This is a genomic window from Bacillota bacterium LX-D, assembly GCA_031628995.1.
Lineage (GTDB): Bacteria > Bacillota > DUOV01 > DUOV01 > Zhaonellaceae > JAVLUO01.
This window is the reverse complement of the sequence record JAVLUO010000010.1, coordinates 1-25143: the sequence shown is the minus strand read 5'-3', so window position 1 is coordinate 25143 and position 25143 is coordinate 1. Positions and strand designations below refer to the sequence as shown.

The 25143-nt window shown below is 39.3% G+C and carries 27 protein-coding genes and 1 pseudogene; 6 read left to right on the top strand and 22 right to left on the bottom strand.

All coding sequences use genetic code 11. The features are described 5' to 3' along the window. Positions 1–33: 33 nt before the first annotated feature. The 11 genes from RDV78_08980 to RDV78_08930 form a co-directional block, all read right to left on the bottom strand. Positions 34–1212 carry a S41 family peptidase gene (locus RDV78_08980; GenBank protein MDS1030599.1) on the bottom strand — a complete coding sequence of 393 codons (1179 nt, stop codon included), beginning with the start codon at positions 1210–1212 and terminating at the stop codon, positions 34–36. A 109-nt stretch (positions 1213–1321) separates the two neighbouring features. After that, positions 1322–2506, bottom strand: coding sequence for a peptidoglycan DD-metalloendopeptidase family protein (locus RDV78_08975; protein ID MDS1030598.1), 1185 nt, complete (start codon positions 2504–2506; stop codon positions 1322–1324). An 18-nt stretch (positions 2507–2524) separates the two neighbouring features. Further along, positions 2525–3412 (bottom strand): permease-like cell division protein FtsX, encoded by an 888-nt coding sequence (gene ftsX / locus RDV78_08970; protein MDS1030597.1) that lies wholly within the window; start codon positions 3410–3412, stop codon positions 2525–2527. Then, entirely contained in the window at positions 3402–4088 is a 687-nt protein-coding gene (gene ftsE, locus RDV78_08965; protein ID MDS1030596.1) for a cell division ATP-binding protein FtsE, read from the bottom strand. The genes ftsX and ftsE overlap by 11 nt, the downstream gene beginning before the upstream one ends. A 407-nt stretch (positions 4089–4495) precedes the next feature. Further along, positions 4496–5431, bottom strand: coding sequence for a transketolase family protein (locus RDV78_08960; GenBank protein MDS1030595.1), 936 nt, complete (start codon positions 5429–5431; stop codon positions 4496–4498). Positions 5432–5455: 24 nt separating this feature from the next. Continuing rightward, on the bottom strand, positions 5456–6274 hold the full coding sequence (locus tag RDV78_08955; GenBank protein ID MDS1030594.1) for a transketolase: 819 nt from the start codon (positions 6272–6274) through the stop codon (positions 5456–5458). A gap of 26 nt (positions 6275–6300) precedes the next feature. Next, complete coding sequence (locus RDV78_08950) at positions 6301–7137, bottom strand: YitT family protein (GenBank protein MDS1030593.1); 837 nt, start codon at positions 7135–7137, stop codon at positions 6301–6303. 115 nt (positions 7138–7252) lie between these two features. Beyond that, positions 7253–7444, bottom strand: a complete 192-nt coding sequence (locus RDV78_08945) for a 4Fe-4S binding protein (protein ID MDS1030592.1) — start codon at positions 7442–7444, stop codon at positions 7253–7255. Between the two features lie 53 nt (positions 7445–7497). After that, entirely contained in the window at positions 7498–8334 is an 837-nt protein-coding gene (locus RDV78_08940; protein MDS1030591.1) for a YitT family protein, read from the bottom strand. 115 nt (positions 8335–8449) lie between these two features. Then, on the bottom strand, positions 8450–10552 hold the full coding sequence (locus RDV78_08935; GenBank protein MDS1030590.1) for a heavy metal translocating P-type ATPase: 2103 nt from the start codon (positions 10550–10552) through the stop codon (positions 8450–8452). 31 nt (positions 10553–10583) lie between these two features. Beyond that, a complete protein-coding gene (locus RDV78_08930; GenBank protein MDS1030589.1) occupies positions 10584–10940 on the bottom strand; it encodes a metalloregulator ArsR/SmtB family transcription factor in 357 nt (118 codons plus the stop codon). 460 nt (positions 10941–11400) lie between these two features. On the opposite strand from RDV78_08930, the gene RDV78_08925 reads away from it, so the two are divergent. The 5 genes and pseudogenes from RDV78_08925 (at position 11401) to RDV78_08905 (ending at position 13774) form a co-directional block, all read left to right on the top strand. Continuing rightward, positions 11401–11763, top strand: a complete 363-nt coding sequence (locus RDV78_08925) for a spore coat protein (protein MDS1030588.1) — start codon at positions 11401–11403, stop codon at positions 11761–11763. A gap of 20 nt (positions 11764–11783) precedes the next feature. After that, positions 11784–12929 (top strand): zinc-dependent alcohol dehydrogenase, encoded by a 1146-nt coding sequence (locus RDV78_08920; protein MDS1030587.1) that lies wholly within the window; start codon positions 11784–11786, stop codon positions 12927–12929. A 42-nt stretch (positions 12930–12971) separates the two neighbouring features. Further along, positions 12972–13232, top strand: coding sequence for a spore coat protein (locus tag RDV78_08915; GenBank protein ID MDS1030586.1), 261 nt, complete (start codon positions 12972–12974; stop codon positions 13230–13232). 35 nt (positions 13233–13267) lie between these two features. Then, positions 13268–13564, top strand: a complete 297-nt coding sequence (locus RDV78_08910; GenBank protein MDS1030585.1) for a spore coat protein — start codon at positions 13268–13270, stop codon at positions 13562–13564. A 69-nt stretch (positions 13565–13633) separates the two neighbouring features. Next, a pseudogene (locus tag RDV78_08905) lies at positions 13634–13774 on the top strand (transposase). Between the two features lie 123 nt (positions 13775–13897). On the opposite strand, the gene RDV78_08900 reads toward RDV78_08905, so the two are convergent. The 11 genes from RDV78_08900 to RDV78_08850 all read right to left on the bottom strand — a co-directional run bounded on the left by RDV78_08900 (position 13898) and on the right by RDV78_08850 (position 24708). Further along, entirely contained in the window at positions 13898–14545 is a 648-nt protein-coding gene (locus tag RDV78_08900) for a DUF1638 domain-containing protein (GenBank protein ID MDS1030584.1), read from the bottom strand. A 342-nt stretch (positions 14546–14887) separates the two neighbouring features. Continuing rightward, a complete protein-coding gene (gene cysK, locus RDV78_08895; GenBank protein ID MDS1030583.1) occupies positions 14888–15814 on the bottom strand; it encodes a cysteine synthase A in 927 nt (308 codons plus the stop codon). A gap of 135 nt (positions 15815–15949) precedes the next feature. Further along, positions 15950–17060 (bottom strand): peptide chain release factor 2 gene (prfB, locus tag RDV78_08890; GenBank protein ID MDS1030582.1). Its coding sequence is split into 2 segments (ribosomal slippage): positions 15950–16990 and positions 16992–17060, totalling 1110 coding nucleotides; the frame shifts between segments, so codons are not numbered across the junction. A gap of 20 nt (positions 17061–17080) precedes the next feature. Next, the gene (secA, locus tag RDV78_08885; GenBank protein MDS1030581.1) at positions 17081–19576 is read right to left on the bottom strand and encodes a preprotein translocase subunit SecA; all 2496 of its coding nucleotides are present in this window, start codon (positions 19574–19576) and stop codon (positions 17081–17083) included. A gap of 215 nt (positions 19577–19791) precedes the next feature. Continuing rightward, positions 19792–20325 carry a ribosome-associated translation inhibitor RaiA gene (gene raiA, locus RDV78_08880; protein MDS1030580.1) on the bottom strand — a complete coding sequence of 178 codons (534 nt, stop codon included), beginning with the start codon at positions 20323–20325 and terminating at the stop codon, positions 19792–19794. A gap of 239 nt (positions 20326–20564) precedes the next feature. Then, positions 20565–20762: a cold-shock protein CspD gene (cspD, locus tag RDV78_08875; protein MDS1030579.1), complete on the bottom strand. Its 198-nt coding sequence runs from the start codon at positions 20760–20762 to the stop codon at positions 20565–20567. 127 nt (positions 20763–20889) lie between these two features. Further along, the gene (locus tag RDV78_08870; GenBank protein MDS1030578.1) at positions 20890–21612 is read right to left on the bottom strand and encodes an amino acid ABC transporter ATP-binding protein; all 723 of its coding nucleotides are present in this window, start codon (positions 21610–21612) and stop codon (positions 20890–20892) included. A 44-nt stretch (positions 21613–21656) separates the two neighbouring features. Next, positions 21657–22343, bottom strand: a complete 687-nt coding sequence (locus RDV78_08865) for an amino acid ABC transporter permease (GenBank protein MDS1030577.1) — start codon at positions 22341–22343, stop codon at positions 21657–21659. Between the two features lie 118 nt (positions 22344–22461). Further along, a complete protein-coding gene (locus RDV78_08860; protein MDS1030576.1) occupies positions 22462–23274 on the bottom strand; it encodes a basic amino acid ABC transporter substrate-binding protein in 813 nt (270 codons plus the stop codon). A gap of 271 nt (positions 23275–23545) precedes the next feature. Next, the gene (locus RDV78_08855; GenBank protein MDS1030575.1) at positions 23546–24256 is read right to left on the bottom strand and encodes a ComF family protein; all 711 of its coding nucleotides are present in this window, start codon (positions 24254–24256) and stop codon (positions 23546–23548) included. After that, positions 24244–24708, bottom strand: coding sequence for a hypothetical protein (locus RDV78_08850; GenBank protein MDS1030574.1), 465 nt, complete (start codon positions 24706–24708; stop codon positions 24244–24246). The genes RDV78_08855 and RDV78_08850 overlap by 13 nt, the downstream gene beginning before the upstream one ends. A 117-nt stretch (positions 24709–24825) precedes the next feature. On the opposite strand from RDV78_08850, the gene RDV78_08845 reads away from it, so the two are divergent. Then, entirely contained in the window at positions 24826–24990 is a 165-nt protein-coding gene (locus RDV78_08845; protein MDS1030573.1) for a hypothetical protein, read from the top strand. Positions 24991–25143: the final 153 nt, after the last annotated feature.

The following is a 25143-nucleotide window of genomic DNA, read 5'->3' as shown; positions in this document are numbered from 1 at the left end:
CCTTATTAAATAATTAGTAAAGTCGCTAGCCAATTATTGAAGCTGGGCATGTAGAGCTTCAATAGCTTTTTTCAGCTGGGGATCTTTGTCTTCGTTAGGTGCATTTAACAATGCTTCCCTTTCCAAAGATTGAGGCAACGCAACTTTAATATTAGGCTCAATTCCTTTTTTGTTAATATCGATCTTATTAGGAGTAAGGTATTTAGCCGTTGTTAACTTAACAGCTGCTCCTCCGCCTAATTCAAAGACTGTTTGCACCAGTCCTTTTCCAAAGGTTCTTTCTCCTACTAAAATACCTGACTTTGTATCCTTAATAGCTCCTGATACAATTTCCGAAGCACTGGCACTGCCTTTGTTAACTAAGACGGCTAAGGGTACTTGTAAATAGCCACCGGGAGCCTTATAAGTCTCAGAATCATTTTTACCCACAATATGTACAATTGGCCCTTTGGGCACAAAAATTGATGCTACTTCTAAAGCAGCCGGCAATAATCCCCCAGGGTTATTACGTAAATCTAAAATAATTCCTTTATATCTATTTTTGCCTAAATCATTTAAGACATTAGTCAGCTCCTGTCCGGTACGTTCACTAAACTGGGTAATACTTACGTAGGCAATATCCGAATTCTCCTTTAGCATCTGTCCTTCCACAGATGGAATTTGGATAATTTTACGAGTTAGTTCATAATCTTTAACACCCTCTTGGCCTTCACGCTGGACAGATAATTTAACCTTTGTATCTGGCTTACCCTGCATAAGGCTAGCCGCTTTATCCAAAGGCATTTGGGTTGTATCCTGATCGTCAATTTTCACAATCCAGTCGCCGCTCATTATTCCCGCTTGATGAGCGGGAGTTCCTTTAAAAGGTGATACAACAACTAAACGGTTTTCTTGCTCCATTGTGACCAAAAGACCTACGCCGCCGTAGCTGCCTGTAATATGTTCCGTTAAGCTCTTAAATAATTCGGGGTCTAAATACGTAGAATAAGGGTCTTTCAAGGCCTCTACCATGCCAACGGCTGCCCCTGTTGCCAGCTTTTCATCATTTAGGGGCTGCAGTGCCTTTGTTTTGATTAAAGTAACTACTTTAATTACTTGACTAATATTATTCAGATTAGTCAAAAGGGCTATGCCTAAAAATGTAGTTACTAGAATACTAAAAACTGCGTATATGGTAATGATTTTTTTCAAGACTGTTTTTCTCTGTTCCAACTCTTACACCGCCTATTCTTAAAATACTTGCATACTCTTATATATATGTCAAAAAAAATTCAAATATAATTTTTCCTAAAAATTAAAGGAACTGACATGCAGTTCCTTCTTAACGCAGGTAGCTCCAAGGGTTTACATCGTCACCATTGACTCTAACTTCAAAGTGTAAGTGAGGTCCGGTACTTAACCCGGTGCTGCCAACTCTACCAACCTGCTGACCTCTTTTTACCTTCTCTCCTTCGGAAACAATATAGGCAGATAAGTGAGGATACATGGTTGTTAAGCTATCTGTATGCTGAATAATGACTGCATTTCCATAGGCTCCTAAACGGCCTACAAATATTACTGTACCGTCTTCAGCTGCAATTACTTTGGCACCAGTTGGAGCTGGAATATCAATACCAGTATGTTTCTTTCTGTTTTTTAAAACAGGATGAATGCGATAACCGTAATCGGAAGAAATACGGCTATAGCCAGGCAAAGGCCAAGCTAGCCTTCCTCCTGAGTAAGTAAAGTTATTTTGTTGGGAACCTCCTGAATATCTGCTTGCTCTTAAACGTGCCTGAATTTCCCGGATTTTTTGGGCCACCTCCCGGGAAGCTTTCTCTTCCTCGGCCAATGCTTTTTCAGCTTCTGCCTTATCTGATTCTATTTTAGCTTGCAGCTCTTCTTTAACATCCTTGCGCTCTTCTAATTTTTGTTGTTCTACTTCTGCCTGCTGTTTTAAGGCAGCAATTTTGTTTTTTTCCTCGATTAAAACATTTTGGTACGCAACAATATTAGCCCTTTCTCTCTCAATTGCTTTTAAAGTTGTCATATCTTGTTCAGCCAATTTGGAAAAAAGCTCAAAACGCACTAAAAAGTCCGTAATATCAGTAGATGACATTAATACCTCTAAGAAACTAACATCCCCATTTTCGTAGATTTCTACAAGTCGATTAGCAAAAATTTCGTTTCTTTTTTGCAAAGCTGCCTCGGATTTTTTTAATTTTACTTGTGCATCAGCAACTTTATTTTGGGCAGCTGCAAGCTGTTCATGAAGTCCCTTAATATCATCTTCAATTGCCCCAATAGAAACATCTAATTTTTCAATCTCATTGGCCAAACTATACAACTGATTCTTTTGACTCTTAATTAACTTCTTGTATTGGCTGATTTCCTGAATAGAACTTTGCTGTTTTTTACGCAGTTCGTCAAGTTGTGTCCCGTAAACCGGAAGAATGCTCAGACCCGTCAACAGACAAGTCAGAACTACAATTAAAGCTTTTTTGCCTAATTCTCCTTTTCTCCTCAAACAATCCCCTCCTATTACCTAAACCTGCAGGAAGCGCCGTACAGAAATTAAACTTCCTAAGGCTCCTACTAAAGTACCGATGGCCAGTAGAGAAGCTACAATCTTAAAGATTATCCCTGGATCCATAATTAAAGGTATGAAAGAAATGCTATATCTTAAATTGCTAATTAATAAATCGTAGGTTAGATATAATACACCGATGGCTAACAAAGCCCCAATGAAACCTAAAGCCATGCCTTCTAAAAAAAACGGCCATCTAATAAACCAATCTGTTGCCCCTACGTACTTCATAATATTAATTTCTTTTCGTCTAGCAAATACTGTGAGCCGGATAGTAGTTGAAATTAGGAAGATTGAACCAACAGAGAGCAGCAATACCACTCCTAAGCCGATTAATCTAACCCAATGAATCACCTTAAATAATTTTTCAATAGCCCCTTGGCCATATTTTACTTTTTGCACATAGGTTATCTGCTCCAAAGTTTGAGCTGCTTTTTTGATATCTTCAGGGCTTTTAACTTTTACCTCATAATAATCTGGCAATGGGTTGGAGCCGCCTAAAGCTGATAATAAATTATGCTCTTGGCCAAATCTTTGATTTAAACGAGCCAACCCTTCTTCTTTAGGCACTAATTTAACCTGGGCTACCCCAGAAATGTTTTGTATTTGCTGAGCCACACTTAGTACTTCAGTGCGCGTAGCATCCCGTTCCATAAAAGCAACAATTTCTACATTAGATTCCAAATGACCAGCAATATAATTGGCATTTAAGACTAATAAAGTAAAGATACCTACAATAAAAAGGCAAATAGCAACTGTAGCAATAGCCGCAGCACTCATCCATTTATTACGGCATAAGGAAAGAAAAGCTTGCTTAAAAAAAAATCCCACAGTTCTAACTTTCATAGCCGTAAAACCCTCTTTCTTCATCCCGAATAACCTGGCCCCGTTCTAAAGCTATGACTCTTTTACGCATTTTATCAACTATAGGCCGATCATGGGTAGCCATGACCACAGTGGTTCCTCTAAAATTAATACTTTGCAGCAAATCCATAATACCCCAAGAAGTATCCGGATCTAAATTCCCCGTAGGCTCATCAGCAATTAAAATCTTGGGTCCGTTGACAATGGCTCGGGCAATTGCTACTCTCTGTTGTTCACCGCCGGAGAGCTGGTGAGGAAAATAGGAACTTTTCCCCTCTAAACCTACTAACTCTAAAACCATTGGTACTCTCCGTCTGATTTCCCTTTTGGAATGTTCTAAAACTTGCATGGCAAAGGCAACATTTTCAAAGACAGTCCGCTCCGTCAGCAAGCGGAAATCTTGAAAAACCACCCCTAAGCTCCTCCGCAATCCGGCAATTTCTCCTCTGTTGAAACGAACGGTGCTTCTCCCGTTGATTAAAATCTGCCCTTTAGTGGGAACTTCCTCACGCAGCAAAAGCTTCAGCAAAGTAGATTTTCCAGCTCCGCTGGGACCCACTAAAAATGCAAATTCACCTTTTTCAATAGTCATATTTATATCATTCAGCGCCTGAACGCCATTGGAGTAAATTTTTGTTACATTAAGCAATTGAATCAAATTCAGCACTTCCTAATCTAGTGATTAGAATAAAACATATCTTACATCTTTTTCGACACTTTATAAAAAATTCCTTTTGTTAAATCCTTTTTTGTAAAGAAATGTCTATTGGAATCGAGTAGGAGCTGAAAAATTATTTTATTCAGCGTCTCTCATACCACCGTACGTATCGTTCGGTATACGGCGGTTCATATGCCTTATATGTAGTTCGTGTTCCTCAGACCAGAGCTTTGCCGCCGACTTCCTTCAGATTCCACCTCGCGATGGACACCCTTGTCTTAGGCTAACGGTTGGCACTATCAACCCCCGTATCGGACTTTCACCGACGAGCAAGCGCCCATGCTGGGCGCACAAAAAAAGCCAAAGGCTCCTGGGCCTTTGGCTATGTTTTAAGACTATACTATGCTTTATGCTTTTTTCAACACCTTTGCTACTGCCTCTTTGATACCTTGAGCTGTTAAGCCATATTTCTCCAAAAGTTCTGCCGGCTTGCCAGATTCCCCAAAAACATCTTTCACCCCAACTCTAACTAGGGGAACAGGGAAGTTTTCTGCACTAAGTTCAGCAACAGCAGAACCTAAGCCTCCAATAATACTATGTTCTTCAGCTGTTACAGCAGCCTTGGTTTTTTGCAGGGATTGCAAAATAGTGGCAGCATCTAAAGGCTTAATGGTAGAAACATTAATTACTTCTGCTGCTACCCCTTCTTTCTGCAAAGCTTCGGCTGCTTCTAAAGCTAAGCTGACCATAATACCTGTGGCCAATATAGTCACATCAGCACCTTCCTTTAGCACATTTGCTTTCCCAATAGCAAATGTGTACTGATCATCGTAAATCACTGGTACTCCTGAACGGCCAAGGCGAATGTAAACCGGTCCTTGATAGTAGGCAGCTGCCCTTACTGCTTGCTCCGTTTCTATTCCATCTGCTGGAACAAGTACAGTCATATTGGGAATAGAGCGCATAAGAGCGATATCTTCAATGGCTTGGTGGGAAGCCCCATCTTCCCCTACAGTAATACCTGCATGAGTTGCAGCAATTTTGACATTGAGTTTTGGATAAGCAATGGAATTGCGGATAATTTCAAAAGCCCTGCCTGTAGCAAACATGGCAAAAGAACTGGCAAAAGGTATTCTCCCGCCTAAGGATAAACCAGCTGCCGTGCCTAGCATATTTTGCTCAGCAATTCCCATATCAAAGAATCGTTCCGGATATGTTTTAGCAAAATCTATGGTTTTCGTTGACTTGGCTAAATCTGCATCTAAAACTACAATATTTTCATTTTCCTCACCTAAACGTACTAGTGCCTTGCCGTAGGCTTCACGAGTCGCAATTTTCGTCATCTAAAATTTCCCCCTAATAACCTTTTAACTTAATTCTTGCAATGCCTTTTGGATCTCTTCAGGTTTAGGAGCTACGCCATGCCAGCCCACCTGATTTTCCATAAAGGAAACTCCTTTGCCTTTTACAGTTTTAGCAATTATAGCTACAGGCTTGACCTGAACTTGCTGAGCTTCCCTAACTGCGTGGATAATCTCTTCCATGTTATGACCGTCAATATTGAGTACATACCAGCCAAAGGACTGCCATTTTTCATGCATAGGGTCAACTCCCATTATATCTTCGCAAAAGCCGTCGATTTGTAAGCCATTATGGTCCACAAAAGCAATTAAATTATTTAATTTATAATGGGCAGCAGCCATAGCAGCCTCCCAGACAATACCTTCTTGGGTTTCTCCATCTCCAAGTAAAACATATACTTTAGAACTTTTCCGGTCTAATTTCGCCGCCAAAGCCATTCCCACAGCTGCGGAAAAACCTTGTCCCAAGGATCCTGTAGACATTTCCACTCCAGGAACTTTGCGCAAATCGGGATGCCCCTGCAATTTGCTGCCTAACTTGCGGAGAGTAAGTAAATCCTCTTTAGGAAAATATCCCTTTTCAGCTAAAGCCGCATATAAAAGAGGAGCAGCATGTCCCTTGGATAAGACGAAACGGTCCCGCTCCGCCCAGTCAGGTTTTTTCGGGTCTATTTTAAGAACGTGAAAATATAGGGCAGCTACAATATCTGCCCCCGAAAGGGAACCACCTGGATGGCCTGACCCTGCCTCACCTATCATGCTAATAATATCTCTGCGTATATTTTTAGCTTTAGTTTCTAAGTCTTTAATTAACTCTTGATTCATTTTCAACTACCTCCCGGCCTCTATATTCAAGCAAAATCTTTAAAACCTTGCCCTAAAGCTTCATTGACATTGGCAATGACCACAAAAGCCCCTGGGTCAATCTTAGCAACTAGCTCTTTTAACCTGCTGACTTCGGAACGATTGATTATAACTATTAGTAAATCCCTAGTCGAGCCTGTATAAGCACCTTTCCCCTGGACAAAGGTAACTCCCCTACCTAAATCCTTCATAACTTTTTCCGTAATTTGGGAACTTTTCCCCGAAATAATTAAAGCAGCTTTAGCATAGCCCCTGCCTTCCTGGACTAAATCAATTATTTTGGAAGTAATCAGCAGTACTAAAAACCCATATAAAGCACGTTCTACGCTAAAAACAACGGCCGCTAAAGTTATGACGGCAGCATCAATGACAAAAAGACTTTCCCCAACGCTGATTTTTAAATACTTATTTAAAATTCGGGCGGCTAAATCTGTTCCACCTGTTGTTCCCCCGAACTTAAAAACAATGCCAATGCCTAAACCATAACAGATACCTCCATAAATAGCTGCTAAGAGTAAATCGTGAGTAGGAATTTTGATAAATAAAGCTAAAATATCAACTAAAACAGATAACATGATGGTTCCATAAAGGGTTTTCAGGCCGACAGAAAATCCCAGCTCCTTCAGCCCAAATAAAAATAAAGGTATATTGAGCACAAGCATAGTAATCCCAACTTTAAAATGGAACAGATAATAAAGTATAGTTGAAAAACCGCTTACTCCACCACCGGCAATTTTATTAGGTATTAAAAAAACCACTAAACCTAGGGCTGTTAAAAATGTACCTAGGGTTATTCCTAAAAAATCACGAATATTTCTCCACACAGCTTATTCCACCCTACCTATTTTTTTCCGCAGTTATATCTTCAACTATTAGCATATTTTATGCCTGTCGAAATAGCAAGTTATCTGCGCAAAAAAATTAAACAGTAGCTAAATTTCATTTGCTGATGGCATTAACGGGACAAACATAAAGGCATTTTCCACATTCATTGCAGTCTTTACATATATTGAAGGAATTATAAATCCACCCTTGCTTAAAGTTAGTTAAACCGTTATCGATTGCCTCTTTTGGACAAACTGCGATACAATCTCCGCAAGCAATACAACTATCTGTAATTTTATAAGCCATAATAAAGCCCCCCTTGGCATTTAGTCTTTGCCTTGGGGGCACCTTTATGCATATTAACTAAAACTTTTAAATCCTTCCCCTAAAGCTTCGTGGACGTTGGCCACTATTACAAAAGCTTTGGGATCTGTCCCGGAAACTATTTGGATAATATTGGGCTGCTCATTTCTGCTGAAGACAACCATGAGCATTCCTTTTTGTTCCCCTGTATATCCGCCTATTCCTTGTAAATAGGTAACTCCACGGCCTAAGTCATGCATAATAGCCCGGCCAATTTCCCCTCTCTTTTCAGAAACAATTAAAGCTGCTTTAAAGTATTCTTCACCTTCTTGCAGCAAATCAATAACTTTAGCGCTAAGAAAAATTACCAAGAAACCGTATAAACCTAATTCTACGTTAAAAACAATAGCTGCCAAAGTAATAACTACTGCATCTATAGCCAGTAAGCTTTTCCCGATGCTTAATTTTAAGTACTTATTAATTAGCCGGGCAGCCAAATCTGTTCCTCCCGTAGTACCTCCAAACCTGAAAACAATACCTAACCCCAGTCCGGAAATAACTCCTCCATAAACAGTAGCTAAAATTAAATTATGAGTTGGAGGAGTTAAAAGTGCTGAAAACAATTCTACAAAAATTGAAAGAGCACTAATCCCAAAAATAGTTTTAATACCTGTGCGCAGTCCTAATTCTTTCAGACTTAAAAGAAAAATAGGTACATTTAACAGGAACAAAGAATAGCCAACTTTAAAGTGAAATAAGTAATAAAAAATCGTCGCCAACCCTGTAAAACCACCATCGGCAATTTTATTGGGCACTAAAAACAGGACTAAGCCTAAGGCGGTAATTAAAGAACCTATGGCAATTCCCGCATAATCACGAATTTTTAGCCACATAGCAATCTCCCGTTTACAAAATTATCCTATTATAAGGATACCTAAATGGGAAATTTTTTAAACTAACTCCTGGAAAAAAGCATAAATAAGCAGCAGCCGAAGCTGCTGCCTATTTTTATATCTGCTTAATCCGTAAAGCCCGCATAGCATTTAAAACAGCAATCAGTGCTACTCCTACATCTGCAAAGACTGCTTCCCATAAAGTCGCTAAGCCTCCGGCTCCTAAAAGCAGTACTACTATTTTTACACCTAAGGAAAAGACAATGTTTTGCCAGACAATGGCCCTAGTTTTCCGGGCAATTTTTATAGCACCGGCTAATTTTAAAGGTTCGTCTGTCATCAAAACTATATCGGCAGCTTCAATAGCCGCATCAGAACCTAAACCTCCCATGGCAACTCCAATGTCTGCCCTGGCCAGGACAGGGGCATCATTAATTCCATCGCCAACAAAAACGATTTTACCTCCAGTTTCCCCGGATGTTATTTCCTCTAACTTTTCCACTTTCTGGTCAGGTAACAGTTCTGCATGAACTTCATCTAAGCCTAACTCCTGACCTACTTTTTCCCCAATGGCTTTGGCATCCCCAGTTAGCATAATTAATTTTTTTATTCCTAAAGCTTTTAGTTGCTTTAGGGCCTGGCGGCTATCTTTTTTAATTTGGTCGGCAATAACTAAGGAACCAGCATATTGCCGATCTACAGCAACGTAGACTACAGTCCCACTAGTTTCTGCCGGGACGTAATCTATTGTTTCTTCCTCCATTAATTTAGCATTACCCGCTAAAATCTCTTTGTTTCCGGATCTAACTTTAATGCCCCGGCCGGAAAATTCCGTGTAGCCTTCAATTTCAACTCCAACCAGATCTTTTCCATAGGCTTTTTTAATGGAAACAGCAATGGGATGGCTAGAATATGCTTCTGCTAAAGAGGCATATTTTAAAACTTCTTCTTGGCTAAAAGGAGCTTGGGCCTGAATCTCTACAACTTCAAATACTCCTTGCGTCAATGTTCCCGTTTTGTCAAAAACTATTGTATCAGCTTCATTTAAAGCCTCTAAAAAATTGCCTCCTTTGATTAAAATGCCGTTTTTCGAGGCTCCCCCAATACCGCCAAAAAATCCTAGAGGTATTGAAATAACTAAAGCACAAGGGCAGGAAATAACTAAAAAGACTAAAGCACGGTAAATCCAATCGGCAAAAGCAGCCCCTGGTAGAATTAGGGGAGGTAAAACTGCTACTCCTAAAGCGGAAAAAACTACTATAGGTGTGTATACCCGGGCAAATTTAGTTATAAAGTTTTCAGTTTTAGCTTTTCTATGACCTGCATTTTGCACTAAATCTAAAATCTTGGCTACAGTTGATTCTTTATATAATTTAGTTACTTTTACAGTTAATAGGCCCCTTTTGTTAATAAACCCAGCCAACACTTCACTATCTACTGCTACTTCCCGAGGTATTGATTCCCCGGTTAAAGCTGAAGTATCTACGAGAGATTCTCCTTCAACAACTTCTCCGTCTAAGGGCACCCTTTCCCCCGGTTTAACAATAATCAAATCTCCTACTGCTATTGCTTCAGGTGCAACCTGCTTAATTTCACTGCCTACTTTTAGATTAGCATAATCGGGTCGAATATCCATTAAAGCAGCAATTGATTTTCTCGAACGATTGACTGCTAAATCCTGAAAGAACTCACCTATTTGGTAAAAGAGCATAACAGCTACACCTTCAGGAAACTCTTTAATGGCAAAAGCACCAATAGTAGCCACAGCCATTAAAAAGTTTTCGTCAAAGACTTGCCCTTTGGCTATATTTTTACCAGCTCTCCACAAAACCTCCGCTCCCACTAGAGCATAGCTGATTAGATATAAGCCAAATTCCACCCAAAAGGGAAATTTAAAAATAAAAGCCGTTAGAAAGAGGATGGCACCAGCTATTAGCCTTATTGCTTCAGATTTATTCTTTTCCTCTCCTTGGACTTCATCTTGCTTCCCCTCTACTACATTAACTTCTGGCTCTATCCTTTTTACAATAGCTCTGGCCTGAAACACTATTTGATCTATTTCCTCAGCGCCTTCCGATTCAATTACCAAGGTTCGGGCTGCAAAATTTACGGAAGACATAGTTACACCTGGAAGTTTCCCTACTTGTTCTTCTATTTTGGCGGCGCAATTAGCACAGCCTAGTCCGTCCAGCAGCAGTTCTTTAGCAATTTTGGCCATTTTTTTACACACTCCTTCTAACTCTAGGCTGTTATAAATGATTAATATGCAGCAAACCCTGGTCAAAAATCCGTTTTACATGTTCATCGTCCAGAGAATAATAAACAATTTTTCCTTCTTTCCTGTATTTGACTAACCTGGCTTGTTTTAAGACTCGCAGTTGGTGAGAAATAGCAGATTGATTCATTTTTAATAAAGCTGCAATATCACACACGCACATTTCAGCCGCAAACAAGGCATAGATTATTTTAATTCGAGTAGTATCACCAAAAACCTTAAACAATTCTGCCAGCTCAAACAAATTTTCTTCTTCAGGCATTTGCTTGCTGACTTTCAAGACTACGTCTTCATGAATAACATTGCAAGTGCAGTTTTCTATTTCAACCATAAAATCGCCCCTTATGTTCATATGAATATGTATTCATTTATTATAGTATATTATACTACTTTTCCGTTGGTACTAAAAGTACTTTCGAAAATTTTGAGCTGTTTACGTTAGCAGAATGGATCAGCTTTATTATTTTGCATAAAGCAAGTTCAATAGGGAAAAATAGGTGAGATTAAAAAACAACAGAAGGTGCATACATGCCACAGCCAAATTTGACATTACATGAAACCATGGAAATTCACGAACTCCTTAACTCTAATACTATCTGTATGACCCAGTCAAACTGATCCAAGGTGTAGTCTTTGACCAAGATTTAAAAACAGTATTACAAAAAAATGTTCAACTTTCCATGGAAGCAGTCAATGTACTGCAAGGCCTATTAACCAAAAATCAACCACAATAATTGGAGATGAAAAAACATGGACTACGGAAAAAACCCATTAACGCCATTAAAAAGCCCATGAGCAACGACTATTTAGAAATTGAAAATGCTGATGGTATGCCTGGCCTAGTGGATTCAACCATCGCCTTGAACCTTTTGTTAAATGTAAAAAGCGGAATTAGAAATTATGCTATTGCCCTTACAGAAACTGCAGATCCGGAAGCAAGAACAGCTATCCGCACTTTTCTTGACAAGGAAATTGACCTCCATGCTGAAGTTTCAGAACTAATGATGAAAAAAGGGTGGTTCCATCCTTATAACGTCCTGGAACAGTTTCAACTAGATCAAATGTCTTCTCAAGCGGCAGTCCAAATTGCCAATTTAGAGCTTTTCCCAGGCAATACCAGCAGGCTAGGCACCTTTGCCACTCCCAACTATTAAAAATCAGGAGGTCCCAAAGTATGAAAGCTGTAACTTATCAAGGCATTAAAGATGTTCGAATCAAAGAAGTTCCTGCTCCTTCAATTCATAAACCGGACGACATTATCGTCAAGCTGACAACTACAGCAATTTGCGGCTCGGATTTGCACCTTATTCACGGTATGGTTCCCAATCTGCCGGAAAACTATATTATCGGCCATGAGCCCATGGGAATTGTAGAGGAAGTAGGGCCCGAAGTCACAAAAGTAAAAAAAGGAGACCGGGTAATTATCCCTTTTAATGTAAGCTGCGGAGAATGTTATTTCTGCAAACATGGTCTAACTAGTCAGTGTGATAATTCTAACCCTCACGGAGAAGTAGGAGCATATTTTGGCTATTCTGAAACCTTCGGCGGCTACCCTGGAGGCCAGGCTGAATATATGCGGGTTCCCTATGGTAATTTTACTCCTTTCCGGATTCCTGACGATTGTGAAGTAGAAGATGAAGAATTAGTATTACTAGCCGATGCTGCCTGCACTGCCTATTGGAGTGTAGATCACGCCGGTGTCAAAGATGGAGATACGGTAATTGTCCTAGGCTGTGGGCCTGTGGGACTTTTAGCCCAAAAATTCTGCTGGCTGAAAGGTGCCAAAAGAGTCATTGCCGTAGACTACGTAGAATACCGCCTAGAGCATGCCAAAAAGTATAATGGAGTGGAAGTAGTCAATTTTGAAAAACAAGAAAATGTTGGAGAGTATTTGCGAGAAATTACTCAAGGCGGTGCTGATGTAGTCATCGACTGCGTAGGCATGGATGGAAAAATGACACCTCTTGAATACCTGGCAACAGGTATGAAGCTGCAAGGAGGAGCCATGGGGGCTATTGTTACTGCCACGCAAGCAGTGCGCAAAGGAGGAACTATTCAAATCACCGGCGCTTACGGTTCCAGATATAACGCCTTCCCCCTTGGGGATATTTTCAACCGCAACATTAATCTAAAAACAGGACAAGCACCAGTCATTCCCTATATGTGGCACGTGTACAAATTAATTGCCGACGGAAAAGTTAATCTCGGGGACATTGTTACCCACAAGCTGCCTTTAGATCAGGCAGAACATGGCTATGAAGTTTTTGATACTAAAACCGACGGCTGCATTAAAGTGGTTCTAAAACCAATGTTACACTAATGGATTGAAGTACTAATTTTTACAAGGACAGGAGTTGATTTTTTGGAAACAAGAAAGAGACTGGCACCCCATGAATCCTTTGAACTCCACGAATTACTTACTTTTAAAAATGTTTGCGCTGCTAAGTCAGTTGCAATGGGGAAATTAGTTGCCGATGAAGAATTAAAAAAACTGTTACAACAGGATTTTAGAATGGGACAAGAACACATTAAGGAATTACAAAGCCTTATTCAAGCTTCAGATTTTGACCCAATTAGGACTACTGAGATTTCAGCAGAGGAAGGAAGCACTGTCCGTCACTAAAAAATAAATTCTATTCCAGGAAAGAAGGGATATTTGTGGCCAATATAATTCAGAATCTCGCAGGTATAGGTGATCTGACGGAACAGGTCATTGCAACTGATTTTTTAATCTCTGCCAAAGCCGGTGTCCGCAACTATGCAGCTGCCTTATCAGAAACTGCAACGCCGGAAGTTAGAGAAGTACTTCGCAGACAGTTAAATGCTGCCATTGAGACCCACGAAAAAATAACAAATTATATGATAGACAAAGGCTATTATCATGTTCTCAACCCCCAAGAACAAATACAGGTAGACATGAAAGCTGCTGACACAGTTCTAAACATTCAGCAATAGTGAACTCTGTAAAGCACCTTGCCAAAAACTAATCTCGGAAAATATAAAAGAAAATGCAGTTTAAAAGGCAAGTTATGCATGATTCACCAAATTAGAAACTGTTTTAAATATATTCCTTACAAAGAACAAAAAGCAGTTATAGCAGATATGAAAACCATTTACGAGGCCTTGACCCTAGAAGAAGCTAAACTTGCCTTTGCAATTTTTAAAACCATACCCTCTTTTTTATTTGCAGGAACTCTAAATAACCCTGCTTTTGCTAACAATTTATCATTTGTGAAAATTCGGATTTATTATTGCCAAAAGGATAAATAATCAATAGTTCCTTGAACATTATACAAATGATGATGCAGATATAATCATTCCTGGACGATTAATAATAAATTCTTTATCCCATTCTGCATTTAATAACTTTTCAAAAATTCTTAAAGAACCTTCTATTTCAACAAACTCAACTTTAAGAAACTTAGCAACCTCCTTGCTGTACTCAACATCATCAGCATCATTTCCCAAAGTATGGATATATGCAACTCTTTGATAATTAGCATATTCAACATCCATCACGTACTTAGCATTTTCTTCTCCATACTTCTCACAGTATCGCTTATAACTAGACAAAGGGTCTCCTTTTTGCTTAATCCATCCTTTACTTAAATAGTATGTTGCTGGAAACCGATCAAACTCTTGATGATATTTAGTTCTTGAGCCTAATAAGAGGCTTATACAATCATGAACTTTTGGAATGACTATTGTATGCCTATCTGATTTTAGCCCTGCAGTACTATTTGAACATAAACCATAACCTAAGAGTAATGTATCATGGTCCTTGTCTTGTATAATTGCATCTGTAAGTTTATTTTTCAATACATCCGGAGTATTATGAAGTGCATATTCTAAAAATTCACAGTCAATATTTTGCGGCTTAATGGCATTAATCTCATCTTCTAATGTCCGACAAGCAATTAATTTTGTATTATTCATATTTTTCTCCTTAAAAATTATTTAATTTTGGTTTACCAACTGCAATTACTTTAATCATAGTTTCCACAAGAGTTTTTACACCATAAGATTCCATTGTAGTTTTAGGTTTAATTGTAACAATGTATGTTCTTTATTTCAATATACGTTATGATAAACTCAAACGAATATGAAAAAAAAGAATAGTTTTAATACCATTTTTTACTTGCATTAGTAATAGATTTGAAGACAATTATAAAAGAATATGCTATTGGTTGGGGAACTTTAACATTGATAAACAAGAAAAGAGCCCGTCCTATAAAGCTCATAATATAGACAGGCTCATCTGGGATATCCTTCTCTTGGTTAATTAAAAAGATCTGTAGATAAATACCTTTCTCCCGTATCGGGAAGCAACACAACAATATTTTTCTCTTTATTTTCTTCTCTCTTTGCTAATTCCTTTGCTGCGTGGACAGCGGCCCCAGAGGATATTCCTACTAACAAACCTTCCCGTTTAGCCAATTCCCGCACAGCAGTATAGGCCTCTTCTGTTTTTACTTTAATTATTTCATCAACTATATCTAAATTTAAGACTTTTGGTTTAAAGCCTGCTCCAATGCCTTGAAGGCGGTGAGGCCCAGGCTGTCCTCCTGACAATACAGGAGAATCAAAAGGTTCCACGCCGACTACTTTAATGTTGGGGTTTTTCTCTTTGAGTACTTCACCAACTCCTGTAATCGTACCACCAGTACCAATGCCAGCTACGAAAATATCTATTTTCCCATCTGTATCCTTCCATATCTCTAAAGCTGTGGTCTGACGATGGGCTTCAGGATTACTGGGATTATTAAATTGTTGAGGAATAAAGGAGTTTTCTATTTCCTGAGCCAACTCTTCCGATTTCTTAATCGCTCCTGGCATTCCTTGGGCTCCAGGTGTTAAAACCAGCTCAGCACCTAAAGCTTTCAACAAATTTCTGCGCTCAATACTCATCGTCTCAGGCATAGTTAAAATCAGTCTATAACCTCTAGCTGATGCTACAAAGGCTAAACCTACTCCGGTATTGCCGCTGGTAGGCTCAATAATAACCGTATCTTTATTGATTAAGCCTTTTTCTTCCGCATCTTTAATCATAGCGTAAGCTACCCGGTCTTTAACACTGCCGGCAGGGTTAAAATACTCCAACTTCCCAAGCAGTTTAGCATTTAATTTTTGACTAGCACCATAGCCTCCCAATTCCAGCAAAGGAGTATTTCCAATTAAATCAGTTAAATTTTTGGCAATGCCCATTACATTGGCCTCCTTTTTAATTCCTAGTATTTCTATATGTTTTTGTATATTTGATTATATTAAGCTATATCTTTAATTATTTGTCAATAATTAAGAAAAAAACCTAATGAATCATTAGGTTTTAAAAATTAACTCCTATTTATTTTTGTTTTCAGCTAACTTATGCAAATAAGCTTCAATAAAAGGAGTAATGTTGCCATCCATTACGGCAAATACATTGCCAATTTCCACATTAGTCCGATGGTCCTTAACCATACTATAAGGATGGAAGACGTAGGAACGAATCTGGCTGCCCCAAGCAATGTCCATTTGATCCCCCCGCATTTCAGCAAGCTGATCTTCCTGTTCCTGACGCTTCATTTCATATAGTTTAGCTTGCAGTAATTTCATGGCCTTTAATTTATTAGCATGCTGGGAACGCTCATTCTGACATTGAACTACAATGCCCGTAGGCAAATGGGTAATCCGTACGGCCGAATCTGTTTTATTTACGTGCTGACCGCCAGCTCCTCCCGAACGATAGGTATCTACTTTTAAATCAACAGGATCGATGTTAATCTCTTCATCGTCCTCTATTTCCGGCAATACATCAACAGAGGCAAAGGAAGTATGCCTTCGACCTGAAGCATCGAAAGGAGAAATTCGAACTAAGCGATGGACACCTTTTTCCGTTTTAAGATAGCCAAAGGCATTTTCCCCTTTAACAAGGACGGTCGCACTTTTAACCCCAGCTTCATCTCCAGCTAAATAATCCAAAATTTCCACAGTGTAGTTTTGGTCTTCTGCCCAGCGGGTATACATCCTTAGCAGCATTTCTACCCAATCCTGGGCCTCAGTTCCACCAGCGCCGGCATGGAGGGATAAAATAGCACTGCTTTTATCGTGTAACCCGCTTAATAAAGTCTCCAATTCCAGTTTTTCTAATTTGTGGGTAAAATCTTTAATCCCCTCGGCTAGTTCCGGCTCTAGGCTTTCATCATCTTCTTCTTTAGCAATTTCCCATAAAGCTTCTAAATCCTCAAATTCCCCAGTCATTTCCTTAATGCCGCTGACTTTTTCCTTCAGCCGGTTTAAGCTTTGCAGCACTGTCTGAGCCTTCTCCCGCTCATCCCAAAAGTCGTTGGATTGTATTTGTTCTTCTAATTGGGCAATTTTTAGCTCTTTGCCAGGTAAGTCAAAGAGAAGCCCTCAATTCGTTAAGCTTCTGCCTAATTTCAGCTAGCTGTGGTCCATAGTCTAAAATCATTCTTTCAACTCCAGTTCAAATTATTTTGCGCCGCAGCATTTTTTATATTTTTTACCGCTGCCACAGGGACATAACTCGTTGCGTCCAATTTCCGTTTGTTTGCGTACAGGCTTTTTCGGTTGATCTTCTTCATATCTATTTTCGGTGACATTTCGAGGAGCTTCCTGTTCTTCTACTACATTGACCCGGAAGATATAGCGCACCACGTCTTCTTTAATAGCTTCAATCATATTATTAAACATGTCGTAGCCTTCAAATTTATACTCAACCAATGGATCCTTTTGGCCATAAGCTCTTAAACCAATACCTTGGCGCAATTGATCCATAGCATCTAAGTGGTCCATCCATTTTTCATCAACAACTTTGAGCAATACCATGCGTTCCAATTCCCGCATAATATCTTCCCCTAAAGCTGCCTCCCGTTCTTCGTAAGCCTGGTTCGCTTTGTCATGAAGCAGTTCTTCCACTTCTGTTTTATCCATATTCTTCAATTCATCTATATCCAGGCGCTGGCCAGGTAAAAATGTTTGCTCTGCAAAATCAGCTAAGGCTGCTAAATCCCATTCCTCAGGATACTGGCTTTGGTTGGAATAGCGGGCAATGGCACCATCTACCACTTCGTGCAGCATGCTTTGGACATTTTCCCGCAAATTCTCCCCTTCCAGCACTTGGCGTCTTTGTTTATAAATAACTTCCCTTTGCTGATTCATTACATTATCATATTCTAAGACGTGTTTCCGAATATCAAAGTTTCTAGCTTCCACTTTTTTCTGGGCAGATTCGATGGAACGGGAAATCAGCGGATGATCGATGGGCGTCGAATCATCCATACCCAACTTATCCATAATGCCGGCAATATTATCGGAACCAAATAAGCGCATTAGTTCATCTTCCAAGGAAACATAAAAACGGCTGGAACCAGGATCTCCTTGACGGCCGGCACGACCCCTTAACTGATTGTCAATCCGGCGGGATTCATGTCTTTCGGTGCCAATAATATGAAGTCCTCCTAAATCGGAAACTCCTTCACCTAAAATAATATCTGTACCACGACCGGCCATATTGGTAGCAATAGTTACCATTCCTTGCTGGCCGGCGTTACTAACAATCTGTGCCTCTTGTTCATGGTACTTAGCGTTAAGGACCTGGTGAGGAATACCTCTTTTCTTCAAAGTGTTGCTTAAAAGTTCCGATTTCTCAATGCTAATGGTACCTACTAGCACCGGCTGCCCTTTTTGATGACGTTCAATAATCTCCTCAACTACAGCATCGAACTTGCCTTTTTCCGTCCTATAGACAATATCGGGCAAATCCTGCCTAATCATAGGCTTATTGGTGGGTATGACCACTACATCTAAACCGTAAATTTTCCGAAACTCTTCCTCTTCAGTAGAGGCTGTACCTGTCATCCCAGCTAGCTTTTCGTACATTCTAAAATAATTTTGGAAGGTAATTGTAGCCAGGGTCTGGGATTCCCGTTCAATTTTAACTCCTTCTTTGGCTTCAATTGCTTGATGCAGGCCATCGCTATAGCGGCGGCCAAACATTAATCGTCCGGTAAATTCGTCGACGATAATAACCTCTCCATCTTTAACTACATAGTCCACGTCTCTTTTCATTAAAACGTGAGCTCTTAAAGCTTGGTTAACATGATGGCTTAACTCCACGTTTTCGTTATCATATAAATTGTCTACGCCTAACATCTGCTCTACTCGGCGATTGCCGTTTTCTGTTAACATAACTGCCTTTGCTTTTTCGTCAACAGTGTAATCTTCTTCCACTTTTAAACGAGGGATAATTTTAGCTACCGCATAATAAAGCTGCGTAGGTTTATCGGCTTGACCTGAAATAATTAAAGGAGTACGGGCTTCATCAATTAAAATACTATCAACCTCGTCCACAATAGCATAATTTAAAGGTCGTTGAACCATTTGGGACGGATGCAAAGCCATATTATCACGCAAGTAATCAAAACCAAACTCATTATTGGTACCATAAGTTACATCAGCAGCATAAGATGCTTTGCGCTCATTAAAATCCAGCCCATGGACAATTAAACCTACATCTAGACCTAGGAAGCGGTGGATTTGTCCCATCCATTCACTGTCCCTTTTAGCCAAATAGTCATTAACAGTAATTACATGAACGCCTTTCCCGGAAATTGCATTTAAATAACTGGGCAATGTTGCTACTAAAGTTTTACCTTCACCAGTTTTCATTTCTGCAATTCTGCCTTGGTGCAGCACTATGCCCCCCATCAGCTGAACATCAAAATGACGCAATCCTAAAACTCGGCGGGATCCTTCCCTTACAACAGCAAATGCTTCCGGCAGCATATTATCTAGTGATTCCCCGTTAGAGAAACGCTGCTTAAATTCTGCTGTTTTTCCTACCAAATCTTCATCGCTTAATTTTTGAATGGCAGGCTCCAACTCATTAATGGCTGCTACAGATCTATTTAACTTTTTAATTTCTTTAGCATTGTCATCTAATAATTTTTTCAGAAAGTTTAACATTACTTTCGATCCTTTCAAAAATAGCCGGGACACACCCCAGTCCTTTTAAATAAATTTAAAGCAGATTACTGCTTAAGTATAAATTTTAACACTCTTTTTCTTATACTTCAAGAAATCAAGTAGTTATCTTTCAGCCGTAAAAAAAGGCAGTCGTTGGAGGTCAACAACTGCCTTGCTTTTCCCAGCTAAGCTAATTCTTTTGTCTAAGCTAGTTTTTAATATTCAGGTTCAATTAAACCATAGTTCCCATCTTTACGGCGGTAAACCACATTTACCTGCTCTGTCTCTGCATTAGAAAAAACATAGAAGCTGTGTCCCACCATATTCATCTGCAAAATTGCCTCTTCTACAGCCATGGGCTTAATAGAAAAATGCTTGTTCCTCATTATCTTAAATTCATCTTCATCCTGGTCATCCTGTGTTTTTGCCGCTTCCACAACTTTGGTAAACTTATTGCTGCGCAGTTTTTTCGCTATCTTAGTTTTATATTTTTCAATTTGTTTCTCCAATTTATCCAGCACTAAATCAATTGAAGCGTACATATCTCCAGTAGCTTCCTCGCCCCTAAGAATATACCCGTTTAGTAATATTGTCACCTCTACGATATGAGTGTCTCTTTCAACCGTTAAAGTAACCTGCGCCTCAGTATTTTCTTCAAAGTACTTATCCAGTCTTCCTAGCCGTTTTTCAACATGTTCTTTTAGAGCGTTGGTTATTTGTATATTTTTACCCCTGACTGCTATTTTCATTGAGCATCGGCCCCTTTCTGGTATTTTGGATCTGCAGGCTAAAGCAAGCTGTTACATATATTATTCCCTAGAATTACTAAAAATCCTTCTTCCCAATAATTTTCTTTTCCCAAACCCAGACACGGGGACGGTTCCGTTGTCTCGGCGAGGGATGACGAGACAGCGGAACCGTCCCCGTGTCTGGGAAGTAAAAAACCCTGTGGTTGAAAAAACCACAGGGCACTGTTCGTTAAATTAATTTATAATTTAACAACATTAGCTGCTTGAGGGCCTCTTGGACCTTCAACGATTTCGAATTCAACTTCCTGACCCTCGGCTAATGTTTTAAAGCCGTCTTCCTGGATTGCTGAAAAGTGAACGAATACATCGTCCCCCTCTTCTCTTTCAATGAATCCGAATCCTTTTTCTTGGTTAAACCATTTAACTTTACCCAGCATTCATTCATTCCTCCCGCATGTGTTACTCTTGCAGGCTAGGTAAGACTACAAGTAGTTATATTATAACATACCTAAGTTGAATGTCAAACAATGGAATGCTAATAAACAAGGATCAATTTACAAGTTTTTAAAGTATTTTACTTAGAAAACTTTTAGTTCTAGGGTGCTTCGGATGATCAAATAATTCTTGGGGAGTTCCTTCTTCTAAAATCATCCCTTCATCCATGAACAAAACCCGGTCTCCTACTTCTTTGGCAAAACCCATTTCATGGGTAACAACTGCCATAGTCATTCCTTCTTTAGCTAAATCCTTCATTACGCTTAGGACTTCCCCTACCATTTCCGGGTCCAGTGCAGAAGTTGGTTCATCGAAGAGCATAATTTTCGGCTGCATAGCTAAGGCTCGGGCAATGGCTACCCTCTGCTGTTGGCCGCCGGATAATTGATCCGGGTAAGCGTCTGCTTTATCGCTAAGTCCTACTTTGGCCAATAGCTGCCGGGCAATTTTATCTGCCTCGTCAGCTTTCCAGCCCCGGACTTTGGCTGGAGCTATAGTAATATTTTGTAAGGCTGTCATGTGGGGAAAAAGGTTAAACCGCTGAAAAACCATTCCAACTTCCTGTCGAATGGTATTAATATTTGCTTTTTTATCCAATAAATTTACTCCGTCAATTATAATCTCTCCAGAAGTAGCTTCTTCCAGCTTATTCAGGCAGCGCAAAAAAGTGCTTTTTCCGGATCCGCTAGGCCCAATAATAACTACAACTTCTTTTTCAGCAATATGGGTGCTAATTCCTTTTAAAACTTGTAAATCACCAAACTGCTTGTACAAATTTTTAACTGTTATCACTAGTTTTAACCTCCTCTCAAAGCAGTCAATAGATAGGCAAATATTTAGTGTTTGCCTTCAGCCGATAGTTTTCGTTCCATATAGGCTACCCACCTAGATACAGTCATTGTCATTACTAAGTAAACTAAAGCAATTCCCGTAAAGGTTGGAAAGGAAGCATAGGTAGTTGCATTGTATAATTGCCCCTGACGCATTAATTCTTCTACTCCAATTACTGACAAAATAGACGTATCCTTCATTAAAGCAATGAATTCATTGCCCAAAGGAGGAATTACCCTGCGGAAAGCTTGAGGAAGTATGATGTAGCGCATAGCCTGAACATGAGTCATTCCTAAAGAACGGGCAGCTTCCATCTGTCCCCTTTCAATAGACTGAATACCAGCTCTAAAAATTTCTGCTACATAGGCACCGCTATTAATGCTGCAAGCCCAGACTGAGGATACAAAAGGGTCCATAGGCACCCGACTGCCGGTTATTTGCAATAGTAAGTTAGGCAAACCAAAATAAATAATGAAAACCTGAACCATCAAAGGAGTTCCTCGAATAATATCAACATAAGCTGCGGCAATAGATTTAATTAGCTTATTGCGAGCTAATCTACCCATACCTACAAAGAGTCCGATTACTGCTCCAATTAAAACAGATAAAGCAGTTACCTCAATAGTAACAACTGCTCCCTGCAGTAAAGATGGAAATACTGCTTTTAGATGGGTTAAATAGTACTGCAACATTTTTACCCCTCCTCTTTATTTTTTCGTTCCTGCTGCACCGGCGCTTGTACCAAAAGAAATGCGTAACACAGCAACGCGTTACGCATTTACGATTCCTTATTTACCACTAAATTTTTTCTTATTTTCCACCAAAGTATTTGACTTTTAATTCGTCATATTTTCCATTTGCCTTAACTTTTTCCAATCCTGTATTTAATTTTTTCAAAAGTTCTTGGTTATCTTTAGCCACTGCAAAACCATATTGTTCGCCGTTTAAAACATTACCGACCATTTTGATTTTGCCGGGGTTTTTGCTCATGTAGGCTTCGTTAACAGGCAAATCGTTAATTACAGCATCAACAGTACCGTTTAAGAGTTCTAAAAAGATGGCATCAGCAGTATTAAAGGTTTTAACTTTAGCTATAATTTTTTTGTCTAAAAGTTCTTGCGCCTTATTAGCCCCAGTTGTCCCAATTTGTACTGCTACTGTTTTGCCTTTTAAATCATCAATTCCCTTAATTGTGGTGTTATTGGCAGGTACTGCAATTTTTAAACCTGCATCAAAATATGGCTTTGTAAAGCTGACTTGAAGAGCACGTTTTTTAGTAATTGTCATACCTGAAGCTACAATATCAATGTTGCCTGCTTGCAGAGCTGGAATTAAGCCGTCAAATCCGAGGGATTGTATTTTAACTTTAATACCTGTTTCTTGAGCAATAGCTTTAATTAAATCAATATCAAAGCCAGTAATTTCCGAAGTTTTTTCATCTCTAAATTCAAAAGGCGGAAAAGTTGGTTCCGTTGCAACAATATATTCCTTTTCAGCCGTTTGTTCTTGCTGCCCTTCTTTAGTTTGATCCGTACTTTGTCCACTTTGCCCGCAGCCTGCAAGGCCTAGCATTAAAGCCATTGTTAATGCTAATGCTAAAATTAAACTCAAACTTTTTTTCATTTTTCTCCTCCTCATCCCTATGCTAATAATAATTATACGGGCTGGTTTATATTAATGCAATAAAACTTTACATAAATCTCCGTTGAAATCATTGTCGAAATTAAAATTATTCACATTAGTTGTTTATAAAAAAGTTGTGGATAATGTGGATAAGTCTGTTAATAACTAGTAAAATAAGCCCTTTTTCCTGTGGACTTATTTGTGGATGTAATTTTTTTAGGATTTTTTGTCGGTATTTTGCAGCCAAATGCTGCCTTTATCATATTACGCTTTACGCTATTGCCCAGACCAAAGCATAAACATCCTTGGCTCCTGCTTTTAGTAGTGTTTGAGCAGCTTCGTTAATGGTAGACCCTGTAGTAAAAATGTCGTCGACTAGAATTACAACTTTATTTTTAAGGGGCTCCGGATTGGGAACATTAAAGGCCCCTTGCAAATTAGTAAGCCTGTCCACTTTCTTTAAACCGGCTTGAGGAGCCGTATCCCTGATCTTGGTTAGGAGATTGGTGTAAACGGGCAGCTTAGTTCTCTCAGCTACTGCCCGGGCTAAAAGCTCAGCTTGGTTAAAACCTCGAATTGCTCTTTTCCTTGGGCTTAAAGGGATAGGAATAATTATACTTCCTGCATATCCCTGTATTTCCCTTAATCTATCCCCCATTAAGCTGCCCATAGGCACTGCTAAATATGTCTGGCCGCTGTATTTTAAGCGATAAACAGCCTTTTTAAAAACACCTTGATAGGGTGCCACACCATGTAGTTTCCTGTAGAAAGTTTGTTGTTTTGTGCACCGGCATAGTTGACCAAATTTTTTGGGCCGGCCGAAAACATTGCAAAATTTTTGCTTTTGCCAATTTTGCAATATTTCCTGACAATTTTCACAAATTAAATTATTTGTAATTTTCTCCAAACATAAAGGGCAGGTATCGCTTGGCGGATAAAAAAAAGCAAGCAATTCTGCCCATAGCTTTTTTAGCAGCTGCATTTTTCTCCCTCTAATAATTCTTTTTTTACTACCTGTTTAATCTGGGCCATACAGGTATTATAATCTGAAAAATGATCAATATTAATTGTAGCAACCTTTACAGCATCAGTATAGCCTAAACTTTTAACACCTTTTTCTTCAAAAGTCGCCAAATCTAACAGGTGGTAATGAGGATCCGGATGATTTAGTTTTTCCAGAATAAATTTAGTCCCATCGCTTGAATTACAATCTACGACAGCCAAGTTAAAAGCCTTATCTGCAGCAGAACGCCAGCTAAGTATTCCTCGAATAATACCTTCTACTTGTTTTTCGCAATTATGTACTAAAAGTATTAGCAACCCGGGACAAGAGGAAAGAACAATTTCACGATTTTTTTGCCTAACCCAAATTTTTAATTTGGTAACTAAAAACAACAGCAAACCAACGCCAATTAAAACAAGTACAAATTTCATTTCGTCAGCCCCTTCCCGTGTGGTACTGCATTATATGCTGCCAATATGTAATTTGGGAATAGGACAGCGAATATCTTTCCTATTTTTTGGCCATAGTATAAGTTAGAGGTGAGGAAAATGGAGTTAGAAAATGACCGTTGCCTAAAATGTGGACAATCCATTAGTTTTATGGAACGTATCTGGGAGGATCTGCCTACGGTCAGCATCCCCGGAAAAGGTGAACTATGCCCCGTTTGCTATCGTTCCTTAACTGCAGAGGAAGAACAATCCTATTTTGCGTAACCTATAATTCTAGGATGTTTTAATAACGGCGAAAGAAATTTTTCATTCTTTCGCCGTTTTATTTGTGCGCCCAGCATGGGCGCTTGCTCGTCGGTGAAAGTCCGATACGGGGGTTGATAGTGCCAACCGTTAGCCTAAGACAAGGGTGTCCAT

Bases quoted from the DNA above. Each gene is read 5' to 3' on its own strand.
- ftsX (MDS1030597.1), bottom strand. From the start codon at position 3,412: ATGAAAGTTAGAACTGTGGGATTTTTTTTTAAGCAAGCTTTTCTTTCC.
- RDV78_08960 (MDS1030595.1), bottom strand. From the start codon at position 5,431: ATGACGAAAATTGCGACTCGTGAAGCCTACGGCAAGGCACTAGTACGT.
- RDV78_08955 (MDS1030594.1), bottom strand. From the start codon at position 6,274: ATGAATCAAGAGTTAATTAAAGACTTAGAAACTAAAGCTAAAAATATA.
- RDV78_08945 (MDS1030592.1), bottom strand. From the start codon at position 7,444: ATGGCTTATAAAATTACAGATAGTTGTATTGCTTGCGGAGATTGTATC.
- RDV78_08940 (MDS1030591.1), bottom strand. From the start codon at position 8,334: ATGTGGCTAAAAATTCGTGATTATGCGGGAATTGCCATAGGTTCTTTA.
- RDV78_08935 (MDS1030590.1), bottom strand. From the start codon at position 10,552: ATGGCCAAAATTGCTAAAGAACTGCTGCTGGACGGACTAGGCTGTGCT.
- RDV78_08930 (MDS1030589.1), bottom strand. From the start codon at position 10,940: ATGGTTGAAATAGAAAACTGCACTTGCAATGTTATTCATGAAGACGTA.
- RDV78_08925 (MDS1030588.1), top strand. From the start codon at position 11,401: ATGAGCAACGACTATTTAGAAATTGAAAATGCTGATGGTATGCCTGGC.
- RDV78_08920 (MDS1030587.1), top strand. From the start codon at position 11,784: ATGAAAGCTGTAACTTATCAAGGCATTAAAGATGTTCGAATCAAAGAA.
- RDV78_08900 (MDS1030584.1), bottom strand. From the start codon at position 14,545: ATGAATAATACAAAATTAATTGCTTGTCGGACATTAGAAGATGAGATT.
- cysK (MDS1030583.1), bottom strand. From the start codon at position 15,814: ATGGGCATTGCCAAAAATTTAACTGATTTAATTGGAAATACTCCTTTG.
- secA (MDS1030581.1), bottom strand. From the start codon at position 19,576: ATGTTAAACTTTCTGAAAAAATTATTAGATGACAATGCTAAAGAAATT.
- raiA (MDS1030580.1), bottom strand. From the start codon at position 20,325: ATGAAAATAGCAGTCAGGGGTAAAAATATACAAATAACCAACGCTCTA.
- cspD (MDS1030579.1), bottom strand. From the start codon at position 20,762: ATGCTGGGTAAAGTTAAATGGTTTAACCAAGAAAAAGGATTCGGATTC.
- RDV78_08865 (MDS1030577.1), bottom strand. From the start codon at position 22,343: ATGTTGCAGTACTATTTAACCCATCTAAAAGCAGTATTTCCATCTTTA.
- RDV78_08860 (MDS1030576.1), bottom strand. From the start codon at position 23,274: ATGAAAAAAAGTTTGAGTTTAATTTTAGCATTAGCATTAACAATGGCT.
- RDV78_08855 (MDS1030575.1), bottom strand. From the start codon at position 24,256: ATGCAGCTGCTAAAAAAGCTATGGGCAGAATTGCTTGCTTTTTTTTAT.
- RDV78_08850 (MDS1030574.1), bottom strand. From the start codon at position 24,708: ATGAAATTTGTACTTGTTTTAATTGGCGTTGGTTTGCTGTTGTTTTTA.
- RDV78_08845 (MDS1030573.1), top strand. From the start codon at position 24,826: ATGGAGTTAGAAAATGACCGTTGCCTAAAATGTGGACAATCCATTAGT.